At 66.3% G+C, this 15,982-nt stretch carries 15 protein-coding genes and 2 tRNA genes; 11 read left to right on the top strand and 6 right to left on the bottom strand.

Features of this window, described 5'->3' with window-relative positions; genetic code table 11:
• The first annotated feature begins 56 nt into the window (after positions 1–56).
• From gyrA to ABC337_RS07900, 5 genes are all read left to right on the top strand, one after another.
• Positions 57–2,765, top strand: a complete 2,709-nt coding sequence (gyrA, locus tag ABC337_RS07920; RefSeq protein WP_412884435.1) for a DNA gyrase subunit A — start codon at positions 57–59, stop codon at positions 2,763–2,765.
• Positions 2,762–3,403, top strand: coding sequence for a DUF3566 domain-containing protein (locus ABC337_RS07915; protein WP_412884436.1), 642 nt, complete (start codon positions 2,762–2,764; stop codon positions 3,401–3,403). The genes gyrA and ABC337_RS07915 overlap by 4 nt, the downstream gene beginning before the upstream one ends.
• A gap of 98 nt (positions 3,404–3,501) precedes the next feature.
• Positions 3,502–3,575: transfer RNA gene (locus ABC337_RS07910), tRNA-Ile, on the top strand.
• 51 nt (positions 3,576–3,626) lie between these two features.
• Positions 3,627–3,749 (top strand): DLW-39 family protein, encoded by a 123-nt coding sequence (locus ABC337_RS07905; protein WP_412893221.1) that lies wholly within the window; start codon positions 3,627–3,629, stop codon positions 3,747–3,749.
• 23 nt (positions 3,750–3,772) lie between these two features.
• A tRNA-Ala gene (locus ABC337_RS07900) sits at positions 3,773–3,848 on the top strand.
• Between the two features lie 106 nt (positions 3,849–3,954).
• Here ABC337_RS07900 and ABC337_RS07895 read toward each other — a convergent pair.
• Positions 3,955–5,082, bottom strand: coding sequence for an IS1249 family transposase (locus ABC337_RS07895; protein WP_412893304.1), 1,128 nt, complete (start codon positions 5,080–5,082; stop codon positions 3,955–3,957).
• 176 nt (positions 5,083–5,258) lie between these two features.
• On the opposite strand from ABC337_RS07895, the gene ABC337_RS07890 reads away from it, so the two are divergent.
• Positions 5,259–6,173, top strand: a complete 915-nt coding sequence (locus ABC337_RS07890; RefSeq protein ID WP_412884438.1) for a DMT family transporter — start codon at positions 5,259–5,261, stop codon at positions 6,171–6,173.
• Between the two features lie 21 nt (positions 6,174–6,194).
• On the opposite strand, the gene ABC337_RS07885 is transcribed toward ABC337_RS07890, so the two are convergent.
• Complete coding sequence (locus tag ABC337_RS07885) at positions 6,195–7,070, bottom strand: glycosyltransferase family 2 protein (RefSeq protein ID WP_412884439.1); 876 nt, start codon at positions 7,068–7,070, stop codon at positions 6,195–6,197.
• Between the two features lie 127 nt (positions 7,071–7,197).
• A complete protein-coding gene (locus ABC337_RS07880; protein ID WP_412884440.1) occupies positions 7,198–8,196 on the bottom strand; it encodes a hypothetical protein in 999 nt (332 codons plus the stop codon).
• A 154-nt stretch (positions 8,197–8,350) separates the two neighbouring features.
• Here ABC337_RS07880 and ABC337_RS07875 point away from each other — a divergent pair, with 154 nt between their 5' ends.
• Together ABC337_RS07875 and ABC337_RS07870 are read left to right on the top strand one after the other, a co-directional pair.
• Complete coding sequence (locus ABC337_RS07875; protein WP_290257097.1) at positions 8,351–8,896, top strand: peptidylprolyl isomerase; 546 nt, start codon at positions 8,351–8,353, stop codon at positions 8,894–8,896.
• Between the two features lie 8 nt (positions 8,897–8,904).
• Positions 8,905–9,801: a rhomboid family intramembrane serine protease gene (locus ABC337_RS07870; protein WP_412884441.1), complete on the top strand. Its 897-nt coding sequence runs from the start codon at positions 8,905–8,907 to the stop codon at positions 9,799–9,801.
• A gap of 1,327 nt (positions 9,802–11,128) precedes the next feature.
• On the opposite strand, the gene ABC337_RS07865 is transcribed toward ABC337_RS07870, so the two are convergent.
• On the bottom strand, positions 11,129–11,761 hold the full coding sequence (locus ABC337_RS07865) for a DNA-3-methyladenine glycosylase I (protein WP_412884442.1): 633 nt from the start codon (positions 11,759–11,761) through the stop codon (positions 11,129–11,131).
• A gap of 140 nt (positions 11,762–11,901) precedes the next feature.
• Entirely contained in the window at positions 11,902–12,153 is a 252-nt protein-coding gene (locus tag ABC337_RS07860) for a cell division protein CrgA (RefSeq protein ID WP_412884443.1), read from the bottom strand.
• 274 nt (positions 12,154–12,427) lie between these two features.
• Between ABC337_RS07860 and ABC337_RS07855 the strand changes: the two genes are divergently transcribed.
• Genes ABC337_RS07855 through ABC337_RS07845 form a run of 3 tightly spaced genes read left to right on the top strand, consistent with a single transcriptional unit; the run spans position 12,428 to position 13,947 of the window.
• On the top strand, positions 12,428–13,135 hold the full coding sequence (locus ABC337_RS07855) for a class E sortase (RefSeq protein ID WP_412884444.1): 708 nt from the start codon (positions 12,428–12,430) through the stop codon (positions 13,133–13,135).
• A gap of 3 nt (positions 13,136–13,138) precedes the next feature.
• Positions 13,139–13,309, top strand: coding sequence for a hypothetical protein (locus tag ABC337_RS07850; RefSeq protein WP_412884445.1), 171 nt, complete (start codon positions 13,139–13,141; stop codon positions 13,307–13,309).
• Positions 13,306–13,947 carry an aminodeoxychorismate/anthranilate synthase component II gene (locus ABC337_RS07845; protein WP_290257092.1) on the top strand — a complete coding sequence of 214 codons (642 nt, stop codon included), beginning with the start codon at positions 13,306–13,308 and terminating at the stop codon, positions 13,945–13,947. Before ABC337_RS07850 ends, ABC337_RS07845 begins: the two co-directional genes overlap by 4 nt.
• A 71-nt stretch (positions 13,948–14,018) precedes the next feature.
• Here ABC337_RS07845 and pknB read toward each other — a convergent pair whose 3' ends face one another.
• Positions 14,019–15,980, bottom strand: a complete 1,962-nt coding sequence (gene pknB / locus ABC337_RS07840; protein ID WP_412884446.1) for a Stk1 family PASTA domain-containing Ser/Thr kinase — start codon at positions 15,978–15,980, stop codon at positions 14,019–14,021.
• Between the last annotated feature and the right edge of the window lie 2 nt (positions 15,981–15,982).

The following is a 15,982-nucleotide window of genomic DNA, read 5'->3' as shown; positions in this document are numbered from 1 at the left end:
GCATCGCCACTTCATATCCCGGAACCGATATATACCTGAAACGGAAAATATAGACTATGAGTGACGAAACACCGGAAGTCCCCGCCGAATCCGGCGCGGAGCCCGTGCTCGAAGGCAACGTCCTTGATACCGATGTGCTCACCGATCGCGTGGAGCAGGTGGACCTGCAGACCGAAATGCAGCGCTCCTACCTCGACTACGCCATGGCCGTCATCGTCGGCCGCGCGCTGCCGGATGTCCGCGACGGCCTGAAGCCGGTCCACCGGCGCGTGCTCTACGCGATGTTCGACGGCGGCTACCGCCCGGACCGCTCCTTCAACAAATGCGCCCGCGTGGTCGGCGAGGTCATGGGCCAGTACCACCCGCACGGTGACACCGCGATCTATGACGCCCTGGTCCGCCTGATCCAGGACTGGACCATGCGCTACCCGCTGGCGCTGGGACAGGGCAACTTCGGCTCTCCCGGCAACGACGGCGCCGCCGCCCCGCGGTACACCGAAACCAAGATGGCCCCGCTCGCCATGGAAATGGTCCGGGACATTGACGAGGAAACCGTCGACTTCCAGGACAACTACGACGGCAAGAACCAGGAACCCACCATTCTGCCGGCCCGCTTCCCGAACCTTCTGGTCAACGGGTCCTCCGGCATCGCCGTCGGCATGGCCACCAACATCCCGCCGCATAACCTTCGCGAGGTCGCCGACGGCGTGCAGTGGTACCTGGCCAACCCGACCGCCAGCCGCGAGGAGCTGCTCGAGGAACTGATCCAGCGGATCAAGGGCCCGGACTTCCCGACCGGCGCCACCATCCTGGGCCACAAGGGCATAGAGGACGCCTACCGGACCGGCCGCGGCTCCATCACCATGCGCGCCGTCGTCAACGTCGAGGAACTGCAGGGCCGCACCTGCCTGGTGGTCACCGAGCTGCCGTACCAGGCCAACCCGGACAACCTGGCGATCAAGATCGCCGAGCTGGTCAAGGACGGCAAGATCTCCGGCATCGCCGACCTCCGCGACGAGACCTCGGGCCGCACCGGACAGCGCCTCGTGATCGTGCTCAAGCGCGACGCCGTCGCCAAGGTGGTGCTGAACAACCTCTACAAGCACACCCAGCTGCAGGACAACTTCGCGGCGAACATGCTGGCAATCGTCGACGGCGTGCCCCGCACGCTCAGCCTCGACGCCTTCATCCGCCACTGGGTCACGCACCAGATGGACGTCATCGCCCGGCGCACCCGGTACCGCCTGCGCAAGGCGGAGGAGGAAGCGCACATCCTGCGCGCCCTGCTCAAGGCCCTGGATGCCCTGGACGAGGTCATCGCCCTGATCCGCGCCTCCACCACCACCGAGGCCGCACGCGACGGCCTGATGGAACTGCTGGAGATCGATGAACTGCAGGCCCGGGCCATCCTGGACATGCAGCTGCGCCGGCTCGCAGCCCTGGAACGCCAGAAGATCCAGGACCGGCACGCCGAACTCGAGGCCCTGATCTCCGAATACAACGAGATCCTTGCCTCAGAGGCCCGCCAGCGCGAAATCATCAGCACCGAACTGGCCGAAATCGTGGCCAAGCACGGCGACGACCGCAAGACCAAGGTCCTGATGGGCTTTGACGGCGACATGTCGATCGAGGACCTCATTCCCGAAGAGGAAATGGTCGTCACCATCACCCGCGGCGGCTACGTCAAGCGCACCCGCAGCGACAACTACCGCTCCCAGCAGCGCGGCGGCAAGGGCATCAAGGGCGCCCAGCTGCGCGGCGACGACGTCGTCGAGCACTTCTTCGTCACCACCACCCACCACTGGCTGCTGTTCTTCACCAACCTGGGCCGCGTGTACCGGGCCAAGGCGTACGAACTGGTGGAGGCCGCTCGCGACGCCAAGGGCCAGCACGTGGCCAACCTGCTGGCGTTCCAGCCGGACGAGCACATCGCCCAGGTCCTGGACCTGCGCGACTACCAGCACGCCCCGTACCTGGTGCTCGCCACCAAGCGCGGCCTGGTGAAGAAGACCCGGCTCGAGGACTACGACACGAACCGGTCCGCCGGCGTCATCGCCATCAATCTGCGGGACGGCGACGAGCTCGTCTCGGCCCAGCTGGTCTCCGAAACCGATGACCTGATGCTGGTGTCCCGCAAGGGCCAGTCCATCCGGTTCACCGCCACCGACGAGGCGCTGCGCCCGATGGGCCGGGCAACCTCCGGCGTGACGGGCATGAAGTTCCGGGAGGACGATGAGCTGCTCGCGGCCGATGTCGTCCAGGACGGCTCCTTCGTCTTCATCGTCACCGAGGGCGGCTTCGCCAAGCGCACGGCTGTGGAGGAATACCGCCTCCAGGGCCGCGGCGGCCTCGGCATCAAGGTGGGCAAGTACCAGGAGGAGCGCGGACACCTGGTCGGCGCCCTGATCGTCCAGGAAGAGGATGAGGTCCTGGTGGTGATGGAAGGCGGCAAGGTGGTCCGCTCGTCCGTTGCCGGCGTGCCTGCCAAGGGCCGCGACACCATGGGCGTCATCTTCGCCAAGCCGGACAAGAACGACCGCATCATCGCCGTTGCCCGCAACAGCGAACGCGGCCTCGAATCCGAGGAAACAGCAGCCGATGGCGACGCCGGAGATGAGGCTACGCTGCCGGATGACGTAACGTTGGCTGGAGAAAACGGAGTCCGCGAGGGGTCCGGAGATACAACATCAGTACCGGCCCCGGAGTCAGATGAGTCATCAGGGGATGCCGAGCTGGACGAAGACAACCCCGGAGGTAACCCGTGAGCAATTCCGACTCCTATCCCAAGTCGAGCAGTGGCCCCGGCAACGCACGGCAGCCGTCGGCGGCTCCCCGGGTGAACGCGCCGTCGCGTCCGCAGCAGCGCCCCGGCGTCGCGGGCCCCGGCCAGCGTCCCGCGGCCCCCGGCCAGCGGCCTTCCGTCCCGGGGCAGCGCCCCTCGGTACCCGGCCAGCGTCCGGCCGGCCAGGCCAGCCGCCCGGAATCGGCCGGTGCGCGTCCCGGACAGCCCGGACTGGTCAAGCCGGCCCCCAAGGCCAAGGTGCGCCGCGCCCGCCTGCTGGTGAGCAAGGTTGACCCGTGGTCCGTGCTGAAGATGTCCTTCCTGCTCTCGGTGGCCCTCGGCATCGTTACGGTGGTCGCCGCGATCGTGCTGTGGACCGTCCTGGACCTCACCGGCATCTTCGACCAGGTCGACGGCCTCCTCGGCACCCTCGCAGGGTCCGAGAGCGGCGGCTTGGAACTGAAGAAGGTGGCCTCGCTGGGCCAGGTGGCCTCCTTCGCGGTCATCATCGCCGTGATTAATGTGGTCCTGCTGACCGCCCTGTCGATGCTCTCCGCGGTGCTGTACAACATCGCTGCCACCCTGGTGGGCGGCATCGGTGTGACCCTCACGGACGACTAGAAATACCCGTTTTGCCCGTGATTTAGCGGGTAAATGCCTCGATTTGAGATCGGGCCGGGATGTGCTGTAAAGTCATATCTCGGCCCGATGAGGCATCGGGGCGTATAGCTCAGGCGGTTAGAGCGCTTCGCTGATAACGAAGAGGTCCCAGGTTCAAGTCCTGGTACGCCCACGGAACCTGTACTGGTTCTTGTAAAGGAACGCGAAAGCGGACCGGAACGGGGTGCATGTGAAGAAGTTGCTGGTATTGGCAGCTACGCTCGCAGGCGTCCTGGTCTACAGGAAAGTGCAGGAAGCCGAAGCCCGGAAAGCAATCTGGAGCGAATCGACCGACACGGTCGACTAGCCGGATTGGTGGGTTGCTCCGATGGGGGCATGGCGCAATTGGTAGCGCACCTGCTTTGCAAGCAGGGGGTTCGGGGTTCGAGTCCCCGTGCCTCCACCATCGAGAAGTCCCGGTCAGCGGAAACGCTGGCCGGGACTTTTGCTTTAAGCTTCATCTTCCCCGCATACCGGGTTATAGGACAAAACGTGTGTAAATCCCGGGTGTGTCAGGGGCGTCCTGCCCAGCCCGTCCGGGCCCAGAGGCCTTCTTCTGCGGTGGCTGCGGTGCCGTATTGCTCCGGCCCGTGGGGTTGCTCAAGGGTGGTTTGAGCAGGGCGGCGTGCGGGCGTGTGGTGTTGCGATTTGATGAGCTGTGACGGCGGGACCGGGGTTTCGCTGTGCAGGTAGAGGTACCACTCAATGGCCCGTTTCTGGTGTTTTTCGCTCATCCCTCGGTGGGCCCGGAGGATCAGTCGTAGCTGGGCGTTCGTGCCGCCCTCGATCCGGTTGGTCGTGGCGGCAATGTCGAGTCCGGCGAACTCGTGGCGGAGGTAGGTGAACAGCGTCCCGGCCTGGCTGAGCCGTTCCAGGAGGCGGTAGGCCTTTCGAAGCCGGTCGTGGGTGAACCACCAGCTCTGGTTCGACCGGACCCATGCCGGTGCCATGGTGGTCGCGGTGCGGTAGGTGCGGGCCCGGACGAGGTGACCGTGGTCTTGGTGCCAGTCGTTGAGGTGGCCCAGCCACGCCGCGGCCTGCGCAGGTGTGCTGATCCTTGTGAGAGCCCGCCCCAACCGCAGTAGGGCCCTGGCCGCCTCGGTCCGCGGGCGGCTGGTCAGATAGGTGCGTACGTTGCGTTGAACGTGGACGAGGCAGCGTTGCACCGCGGTATCTGACCAGCAATCGGACAGGGCGGCCGCGATCCCGGAACCACCATCGGTGATCACCACCCGCGGTGCGGGGAAGCGTTGAAGCAAAGCGGCCCAGGCGGCCTTTTTCTCAGTGTCGCACCACTGCCAGCCGATCACGTGCTCTCCGGCGATCGCGATGAGGCAGCACCATGACCCGACGTAGATCCCGTCGATCTGGACCTGGTCATAGATCTCGCCCGTCGCCGGAATAGAGGGGGCGATATTCCAACACCATGCTGTGCGGCGCCGGAACGACCGGGCAGTGCCAAACGAGGCAGCCGACGTCTGCGAGCCCGTGCCCAGCAGCCAGCCCAGAAAAGCATCCAGCTCCGCGCGCCGGCTCACATCCGGGCGTTCACCCGAGCGGCTAGCCCCGCAATACAGACACCGGTACCGCTGCTTCCCGGCCGCCGTTTTTCCGTTCCGAACCAGCGGTCGACCGCAGATCGAACATTCCAGAGATATGCAAGCACCCCAGCCACCCTAAGCTTTCAAAGCTTAGCTACCCCTGATTTCCCCCGCCGTCACTGGGAAGCAGGCCCAATCCATACACACGTTTTGTCCTATAGCCCCGCATACCGCCAAGGCACGGGCCACCGCTGTACGCCCATTAGGGTTGAGGCGTGACCTTCTTCCTCGCCGCCCTGGGCGTCCTTGGTGTGGCCTCCTCCGGCCCCTTGATTGCCGCGACGCTGGGCGCCACCACCGTCAGCGCCCTTGCCGTCGCGTTCTGGCGGAACGCCATCGGCGCCGTAGTCATGGCCGGGCCCGTCCTGGTCCGTCAGCCACGGCAGTTTGGCCGCGTCACCGCCGCGGAGTTCCGCTGGTCCCTGGCGGCCGCCGTCGCCCTCGCCCTGCACTTCGCCTGCTTCATCACCTCCCTGCAGCTGACGTCCGTGGCCGCCGCCACCGCGCTGGTCTGCCTGCAGTCAGGCTGGATCGCCGTCTTCCAGATGTTCCGCGGCGTCCGGCACGGCTGGCAGGTCCTGGCCGGGCTGGGGCTGGCATTCGCGGGCGTGGTGGCCATTACCGGCTTCGACATGGGGACCTCCCCGCACGCGCTCACCGGGGACCTCCTGGCCGTCGCCGGCGGGATGCTGGCCGGCGTCTACACCCTCGCCGGCGGCAAGGCGCGGCAGACCATGAGCACCGGCGTCTACACCAGCCTCTGCTACGGAATGTGCGCCGCCGTCGTCGCCGTCCTGGCGCTGGCCAGCGGACAGCCCCTGGGCGGCTTCGAGGCCGCTGGCTGGCTGGGAATCCTCGCCATTACCGTCTGCGCGCAACTCGTGGGCCACACGGCCTTCAACCACCTGCTGGCCACCATGAGCCCCCTGCTGGTGTCCATGATCATCCTGCTTGAGATCCCGGGAGCCGCCCTGCTGGCCGCCGCGTTCCTGGGTGAGAAGCTGCCCGCCGGCACGTACGTGGGGCTGGCCATGATCCTGGTGGGACTCGCCGTCGTGGTCCTCGGCCAGCGCCGTTCACGCGCTGTGCGGCGGAGTGCGGCCAGACTGGCGGAGCTGGGTACGGACTAACCCGTACGGAATTAACTGCGGCTACTGGCCGCCGCGGCGCACGGGCTGGGCCGTGTTCACTGTGTGCAGGGCGCGCAGCAGCTTGGCCGGGAAGTACACCGAGAAGAAGACCACCATGGGGGCCTTGAGGGCCATCTTCTTGACGTTGTGGGCCTTGTAGGTCCGGTCGAAGCGGGTGACGTAGTAGCGGTAGTCGCGGGGCGAGTCTTCGAGCCGCCGGGCGGACATCCCGGAGATCATCTGCGGCCAGTACTGGATCCGGAGCTCGTGGTCGGCAAGGTGCAGTGACAGGTCGATGTCCTCGTGCATCTCGTCCCGCTCATCCCGGCAGGTCTCGCCCTTGATGGTCTCCCAGGCCGAGCGGCGCAGGGCCATGTTGGAGCCGAACAGGAAGTGGTACTGGTGCTTGGCGAGCTTGAGCATCAGCTGCCGCATTTTGTCGTCGGCCTTGAGCCCGAAGCGGCGCATCGGCATGTCGTAGTACACCACCGGACCGGTGGCGGCGGCGACTGAGGGATCGGCGAAGGCCTTCTGCACCTGTTCCACCCAGTCCGGTTCCAGGACCGAATCGGCGTCGATCCGTCCGAGCACGTCGCCCGTGGCGTGGTTCAGACCGAAGTTCCGCGTGGGAATCAGGCCCTGATCACTGTCCTGGCTCATCAGCAGGATCCGGCTCTCCGGGTATTCCAGCTGCATCTGCCGGACGATGTCGGCGGTCCGGTCCTTGGACATGTTGTCCACCACGATGATCTCGTGCGCCGGAACGGACTGGTAGACGGCAGCGATGAGGCACTGCCGGATCACGCTTTCCTCGTTGTACGCCGGGATGACGATGGAGACGGCAGGCGGCAGCGCTGCATCGTCGGGGGAACCCAGCTGGGACTCTTCGCGTGACATCCCCCCAAATTTAGCATCCGGGCGGGTTGGGACCCCGGCGGATCGGCATAACAAAGGGAGGGCCCCGCCCGCGGCGGTGACCCTCCCTGTGTGGCTGCAGCCGCCCAATGGATGGCAACAGCGGTGCTTACTTGGTTTTGCCCTCGTCGTTCAGGCTGGCCGCAATGTTGTTCATCGCGGTCTTGGCGTCCTTGGCGACCTTCTTGTCGGCATCGGACTTCTCGGGCTCCTTAGCCGCCTCGTCAGCCTTGCTGGCGACGGCGTCGGTGGCTTCCTTGGCGGCGTCGCCGACCTTGGACGATGCGTCACCAAGCTTGTCGGCGGCGGCGGAGGTGGCGGAACCGACGGCGTCGGCGGCCTTGGAGGCAGCGTGCTTCGCCTCTTCCTTGACCTCGGTGACCGTGGTGGCCGGAACCGGTGCCGGGGTGGCGGGCTTCACCGGGCTCGGGGTCTTCCACGGGTCTTCGACCGGCTTGGACGCCTTCCAGGCGGCGACGCCAGCTGCTACGGCGGCGGTGATGATGCCGAAGATCAGGAAACCGCGGTGCTTGGGCTTCTGCTGCTTGGCGACCTCGCCGGTCACGGCGCGGGTGGCGTCGGAGGCGGCAGCCTTGATCTGCTTGCCGGCAGCCTGTGCCTGTTCCTGCACGTTCTGTACGACGCCGGAGTCGGCGAGGCGCTGGGCGACGGCGTCGACGTGGGCCGGGGCGCCTTCAAGGGTGCGGTGAACGGCGTCGGATGCGGCACCGATCTGGTCCGAGAGCTTCGGCAGGTACTCAACGACGACGCGGTCACGCGCGTTGGCGATCACCGGGGTGGCCTTGTCCAGCGCGTCGTGCAGCCGCGGGGTGGCGGCGTCGACGGCGTCGTGGATCTTCGGCGCAAGCTGGGCCAGACCGTCCTGGATGCGGGGGGTGACGGTGGCGACGCCGTCGGCCAGGTTGTGGGCCGCGGACTTCAGGCCCTCCTGGATCTTCGGGGAAGCGGTATCCAGGCCCTGCTGCAAGCGCGGAACGGCCCAGTCAACGGCTGCCTCCACCCGGGGGGTGGCCCAATCCTTGGCGTTTTCCACGGCGCTGGACACCGAGTGCTCCAGCTCACGGGCAATACGGTCCGTTTTCTTCACAACTACCTCCCGATTAATGTGACGGTTCTGCAGTTAGCCTACGTGGCCGGAACTCCACCGGCTATTCCCAGCCCTTATTTCGCGGCGATTTCACCCAGCGCGGAACTCAGCCCGCGCCCCTGTACGCCGGACAGCGCCGTGGAAGAATAGGCCCATGACTGCCATCGCAACTGCAAAAGCAACCATTCACACCAGCATGGGCGACATTGTCGTCAACCTCTTCGGCAACCACGCGCCGAAGACCGTGGACAACTTCGTCGGCCTCGCCACCGGTGAGAAGGCCTGGACCCACCCGGAAACGGGCGAGGACAAGACCGGCACGCCGCTGTACAACGGCACGATCTTCCACCGCATCATCAAGGACTTCATGATCCAGGCCGGCGACCCGCTGGGCCGCGGCATCGGCGGACCGGGCTACAAGTTCGACGACGAGATCCACCCGGAACTGAACTTCAACGAGCCCTACAAGCTCGCCATGGCCAACGCCGGCATCCAGATGGGCCGCGGCACCAACGGCTCCCAGTTCTTCATCACCACCATCCCCACCGGCTGGCTGCAGGGCAAGCACAGCATCTTCGGTGAGGTGGCCGACGAGGAGTCGAAGAAGGTCGTTGACGCCATCGAGGGTGTCCGCACCGGCATGGGCGACCGTCCGGTTGAAGACGTCGTCATCAACAGCATCGACGTCGAAAAGCTCTAACTTCCGCCATGAGCTACGGAATCCCGTCGGCCGAGCCGTCCGCAGACGTCCCGGTATGCCCCCGCCACCCCGACCGGCCCGCCTATGTGCGGTGCCAGCGGTGCGGGCGTCCGGCATGCCCCGATTGCCAGCGGGCGGCCGCCGTCGGATTCCAATGCGTTGACTGTGTCAACGAAGCCCAGCGCTCCGCGCCGCAGGTCCGCTCCGCCTTTGGCGGGGTTGCCGCGGCCGGCCGGCCGCTGGCCACCTTGGGCATCATCGCCGCCTGCGCCATCCTCTATGTCCTGCAGTGGATCGTGCCGAACGACTGGGTCTATCAGAACCTGGCTTTCGCCACCGTCTACGCCACCCCCGAATTCGGGGCGTTCGAACCCTGGCGGATGCTGACCTCCGCGTTCCTACACTCCCAGGGCTTCATCCTCCACATCCTGCTGAACATGTACATGTTGTGGATCTTTGGCCAGGCGCTGGAGCCCCTGCTGGGGCGGATCCGCTTCCTGGCCCTCTACCTGATCTCCGCCGTCGGCGGTTCGGTCGGTTATTACCTCCTCACCCCGGCGTACGTTCCCGGCCAGCAACTGGCCGGCGTGGTCGGCGCATCCGGGGCCATCTTCGGCCTCTTCGGCGCCATGCTGGTGGTGCAGCGCCGCCGCGGCGGTGACACCCGGCAACTCTGGGTCCTGATCGCGATCAACGCCGTCATCGGTTTCGTAGTGCCGCAAATTGCCTGGCAGGCCCATCTCGGCGGCCTGGTCACCGGTGCCCTCTGCGCGGCCGCCATTGCCTATGTGCCCCGCGGTCGGCGCCAGGGCGTACTCCAGTTCCTGGGCCTCCTGGTGGTGGTGGGGCTCCTGGTCGCCGCCACCGCCGTTCGCGCCGCCACGACTGCAGCCCTGCCGGTGTAGCTGAGGGCGGGCTGCGGGTTCTTCTCCAGTTGCGGCGCCAACTCCAGCCAGACTCGCGCCCCTCTTTTCGCGCCAGTTTCGGGCCGGCGCACCGCATCCTCTTTCTTGCGCCGATTTCGGACCGGTGCACCCCGGACCCGGCATGCGCTGGTCCGAAATCGTAGCGGTCTCCGCGATACCTCTCTGCTGACGACGGGTTCGACAGCCTTTATTGCCAGAGTTTGGCCTGTGCGGCCGCACGCTCCCGGTCCCGGACTCCGCTGCTGATTCCGGCGCTGTGGATCAATTTCTGCCTCTCCACTCTCTCGGTGCTGTCTCTGAGCCTAGGGAACCCTCCCCTTTCCGCGGCGGATCCGGATGGGGGCGCCATGGATCCGGGTGCGGTGGTCCGGAAGCGTAGCGGATCCGCCGTCCGTTACTCCTGGTCGACAGGAGGGATGGGCTCTTCAGTAGCCGGACGACCGCTTTTCCACAGGGCTTATCCACATTGTTGGTAACTTACAGGCGTGTAGTTCAGGTGCGGTGTTGCCCTTGAGCCGCTCGTGTTGGCGGATTTAAGCCGCTTGGTAACAGTTACACACCGGCTCCTCCACAGCTGTGGATAACTTTTGGGGAATCCTGTGTGGGTAAGTGGACAACTCGTGGGCGTTGAGGGCCGATCCAAGCCGAAATCCACCGAATGCACCCTGACTTGGGGTTATAGATCAGATTTATGGCGTTTATGCACAGCCTTTTTCACAGTGTTAATAACTCGACAGCCTAGTTACTCTCTGGTCGGCCCCGCCTCTCCGGCCCTGTTGACGCCGGAAAAGAGGGCAGTGCACCCGTTATCCCCAGTTGTGGATAACTTGTGGGTACTCGGAGTGGATAAACTGCACGCGGCTGTGGGGCCTGGCTGATTGGAGGCTATCGAGGCCAGCTAGGCGGGTCCTAGGAGAAGCTTTGGGGTTCAAGCGGACGTCCGAATCCGAACTCCTTCGACACATGCACGGCCGTCCCGTCCCGCTGACAAACCTCGCGCCTTATCCACAGCCGTTTCCACAGTGTTAATAACTCACAGTCCTGTAAGCCTGCCGACGTAATTCACAATCGGATCCCCACAAGCCCGCGAGTCGGCCCGAATCTGTGCGACGACCACGGTTATCCACGCATTGGATCCACAGCCTGTGGATAACTTTGTGCCTCTTGTGCACAGCTGGGGATGAAGATTCGGAGTGATTTATGTGCTGCGCGGCTGCCTGTCCGGACGGGCGAAGCGTTTGGAGGAGCGGTGTTGGAGCGGCGCAGACCCCATGGAAGTTTGGGGCCCAGTGGACCCAGAGACCCCCTACCGGGGCCACACTCCGGAACTGCCCCGGCGGTGGCTGTCCATGAGGTGGGTATCGACCATGCCGATCGCCTCCATCAGCGCGAACATCGTCGTCGGGCCCACAAAGGCGAAGCCGCGCTTGCGGAGGGCCTTCGAGAGGGCCACAGACTCGGGTGAGGTGGTGGGGATGTGGTGCAGCGCCGTCGGTTCAGGCGTCGACTCCGGTTGGAAACCCCACACAAAGTTCACCAGTCCGCCGTCGTTCCGCAGTTCAACGGTGGCGCGGGCATTGGTAATCGCCGCCTGGATCTTGAGCCGGTTGCGGACGATGCCGGCATCCTGCATCAGGCGTTCGACGTCGCCGTCCGTGAACTCCGCAACCGTGTCTGGGTGGAAGTCGGCAAAGGCCGCCCGGAAGGCGGGACGCTTGCGCAGGATGGTTGCCCAGGACAGGCCGGCCTGGAACGCCTCCAGGCTGATCCTCTCGTAGAGGCCCTGTTCATCGCGGACCGGGAGACCCCACTCGGTGTCGTAATAGTCCCGGAGCATGGGATCGGAGGAAGCCCACAGGGGACGGGCCAGGCCGTCGTCGCCGATGACCGTTCCACCGGTTGCGGTGGCGCCGGTGGTGGTGTGGGGTTCGGTGCTCATGGGATTCTCCTGTCCGGGATGACTCCGAGCCTAGCGGGAGCCGCTGACGTTATAACCGGGGACGCAAGGCGCGGGAGGAAGCCCGGCCTTAAACCAACAGACCGGCACACAAGGTGCCGGTCTAGGAGGTCGAAAAGGGGCTAGGAACGCCAGCGGGTGGTCATCAGGAACCCGACGATGGCGATGCCGAAGCCGGCGATGATGTTGCCTGCGCCCCAGTCCTTGACCGGCAGGGTGCCTTCGCTGATGTAGAACGTGATGATCCACAGCAGGCCGATGATCATCAGGCCGAACATCACCGGCTTGAACCACACCGGGTTCGGCTTGTAGGCCTCCGCGGCGGGAGTCTGCTCGGGTGCGGCAGACCTCTTTCGGGGCTTCGACTCGGGCACGGGTCCTCCTTGGCGGGCGGCTGACGATGCGCGAACGGCGGCTTGATATCCTGCAAAAAAGAAAAGCCGGCGGACTGAGCAATCGTGGACGGGTTTAAATCCCCACAATTCTAGCTGTTATTCAGGACACAACCGCGCGGACGCCGCGGATGCATAGGGAGGAATCACGGTGCTGCTGCAGAAAGCGGAGTCCGGACACCCTTCAGATGCATCGGGAGCGTCAGCCACGCCCGCAACGCCACGTGACTCAGGGAGCCGCTCGCCGGGCCGGTGGGTGCTGCTGATTGGCGGAGAACTGCTGGTGACCGCGGGTGCGGTGCTCCTCCTGTTCGTCGCATGGGAGCTCTGGTGGACCAACGTCGACGCCGATTCCCGCCAGCAGGCCGCCGTCGCCGAGTTCGCCCGGTCCCTCGACGGCCCCGCCGCCCCACCTGCCTCCGCTGCCCCGCCGTCCCCGGGCCAGCCGATGGTCGCCGCGGAGCCTGCGCCCGGCAGTACGATCGGCGTCGTCTATATCCCGCGCTTTGGCGCCACGTACACCCGGCCCATGGTGCAGGGAACGACGACGGCGGTGCTGGATTCCCTGGGCCTCGGCCACTACGAGGGGACGGCGATGCCCGGCGGCGTGGGCAACGTCGCCCTCGCCGGCCACCGGCAGACCCACGGGGCCGTACTGGATGCCATCGACAGCCTTGTCCCCGGCGACCGTATCTACATCCAAACCCGCGACGGTTACTACACCTACGTGTTCCGCAACAGCCAGATCGTCCTGCCCACGGCCGTGGACGTGCTGCTTCCGGTGCCCACCCGGCCCGGAGTGGCACCGCGGGACCGCTACCTCACCCTCACCAGCTGCAACCCCCGGTTCGGCTCGCAGGAGCGCTTCGTCGCCTATTCGACCATGGAGGGCTGGCAGCCGGCGTCCGCCGGACCACCCGCGGAGATCGCGGCCCAGGTGGCCCGGACCAGAGAGGGCGGCTGAGATATGTACGCCTGGATTTTCCACCACCTCCCCGGCCCCCTCTGGCTGCGCATCGTCACGGCGTTGGTGCTGCTGGCCGGGGTACTGGTATTGATGGTTCAGTTCCTTTTCCCGTGGATGGCGCAATTCGGCCCGTTCACAGATTCAACGATTGGCACGGCACGGCAACCATGAGCGCAACCAAGATCCTGGTCGTGGATAACTACGACAGCTTCGTCTACACCCTGGTGGGCTACCTTCAGGAGCTCGGCGCGGAGACCACGGTGGTCCGCAACGACGACGTCACGCTGGCCGAGGCGATTGAGATGGCCGAAGCGCGCGACGGCGTGCTCATTTCCCCAGGCCCCGGTGCCCCCGCGGAAGCCGGCGTCTGCATCGACCTGATCAAGTGGTGCGGGGAGCACAGCAAGCCTATGCTCGGCGTCTGCCTCGGGCACCAGGCCCTGGCCGAGGCCTACGGGGGGACCGTCACCCACGCCCCCGAGCTGATGCACGGCAAGACCTCACTGGTGGAACACCACGGCGGCAGCGTCTTCGCCGGGCTCCCCTCTCCGTTTACCGCCACCCGCTATCACTCCCTGGCCGCAGTCCGCGAGAGCATCCCGGCCGAGCTGGAGATCACCGCGGAAACCGGCACCGGCGTCGTCATGGGCCTGCAGCACCGCTCCGCGCCGCTCTGCGGTGTCCAGTTCCACCCCGAATCGGTCCTGACCGAAGGCGGCTATCTGATGCTGGGCAACTGGCTGGAGTCCCTCGGCATGGCCGGTGCCGCCGAGCGGGCCGCCGTGCTGAGCCCGCTGATCAAGCACTGACCCGATCCGGCGCCACCCCGGACAAGGGCTAACCCGGACACGGACTAGGCCGGTCCGGCACTAAACCATGGTCAGAGGCCGCCGAGGAGTCCGCCGGAACTGTTGTTGCCGGAGTCCTTGCCCGTCTTGGTGGGAGTCGGGGTGGGTGTGGGCGTCGGTGTCGGCGCGGGTGCCTTCGCCACGGTCACCGTAATGGTCTTACCCTGCTCCACGGTGGAGTCCGCGGCGTCGCTCTGGCCCGTTACCTTGCCAGGGTCGACCTGGGAGTTCTCCACCTCGGTGACATTGGCGTTCAAGCCCGCGTTCTTCAGTGCAGCCTCCGCTTCGGCCCGCGGCAGGCCGACGAGCTGGGGAACCGCCACCTTGCCGGTGGAGACGATGATCTCGACCGTGCTTCCCACCGCCACGCTCTGGCCGGGCGCGGGGTTGGTGGTGATGACGATCCCGGCAGGAACGGTGGCGCTGTTATTCAGCGTGGTCTTCGGCGCGCCAGTCAGTCCGGTCCGCCGCAGCACGTCGCGGGCGTCCGCCTCGGTCCGGCCGGGCAGGTCCGCGGGAATCTTGATGACGCTGGGCCCCTCGGAGATATTCAGCGTGATGTCCGAGTTCCGCTCCAGGCTGCTGCCCGCCGACGGCACGGTTCCCACCGCGGTGCCCTTGGGAATGGTCTCGTGCTGGACGCGGCTGATCTGCGGCTTGAAGCCAACGTTGTAGAGCTTCTGCAGCGCCTCGGATTCGCTAAGCGACGCCACGGACGGCACATCAACCTTGGCCACCGGCGCCGGCTGCTGGTTGACCATGTTGTACAGCCACAGTCCACCGCCGGCCAGGACCAGCAGGGTGAAGATGATCAGCGTCGCGATCCACATGCGCCGCCTGGACTTCTGCTGGCTGCTGGGCTCGCGTTCGGCCGGCAGGTCCAACGGCATGCCGCCGCTGTCCGGAACCTCCAGGGCGCCGACCGCGGCCCCGCCGTCGTCGTGCCCGTCCAGGGACAGCCGCCCGGTGGGGGCATCGTCAAGGAACTTCGCGCCCGTCAGGGCGAACGCCGCTGTGGGCACGTCGGCCGGCGACTCGACGGTGTTCGTCGGGTCGGTGGGTGCCTCGCTGCTCGGCAGGGCCGCGACGCCGACGCCGTTGCGCGCCGCGCGCAGCGCCTGACGGAACGAGGACGCGTCCTGGAAGCGGTCCGCCCGGTTCTTCTGCAGTGCCTTCGCCAGCACGCTGTCCAGTGCCGGCGAGACCTCCGGGTTGAGGCTGCTGGCCGGCTCCGCGATCTCCCGCACATGCTGGTACGCCACGGACACCGGGCTGTCGCCGACGAACGGCGGGCGTCCGGTCAGCATCTCGTACAGCAGGCAGCCGGCCGAATACAGGTCGCTCCGGGCGTCCACGGTCTCGCCGCGGGCCTGCTCAGGCGACAGGTACTGGGCGGTCCCCACCACGGCCTGAGTCTGGGTCATGGTGGCCGAGGAATCAGCCATGGCCCGGGCGATGCCGAAGTCCATCACCTTGACGCTGTTGGTGTCCGGGCAATACATGACGTTGGCCGGTTTAATGTCCCGGTGCACGATGCCGGCCTGGTGGCTGTACTCCAGCGCGGACAGCACGCCCAGCGCGAAGTCGACGGCCTGGTCGATGGTGACGTCCTTGGCCCGGATCAGGTCACGGATGGTCCTGCCGTCCACGTACTCCATCACGATGTACGGGACCCTGACCTGATCGTCGTGGCCGCCGGGGACGGGATGGTCCCCGGTGTCGAACACGGCCACAATCGAGGGATGGTTCAGGGCCGCGACGGCCTGCGCCTCGCGTTTGAACCGGGCCTGGAACTGCGGGTCGCGGGCCAGGTCCGGCCGCAGCAGCTTGATTGCGACGGTCCGGCCCAGCCGGGTGTCGAGTCCGCGGTACACGTCCGCCATGCCGCCGCGGCCGATCAGCTCACCCAGCTCATAGCGCCCGCTGAGGACGCGCCGGGTGTTCGCCGTGCCGCTGTCCTCCCGGTGCGAAGGAGTTCGGGGTGAGGTAGTCACAA

Origin of the sequence: Arthrobacter phoenicis, from assembly GCF_047238215.1 — a bacterium.
Taxonomy (GTDB): domain Bacteria; phylum Actinomycetota; class Actinomycetes; order Actinomycetales; family Micrococcaceae; genus Arthrobacter.
Note: the sequence above shows the minus strand (reverse complement) of the source record. Positions and strands in the feature narration are given on the sequence as shown.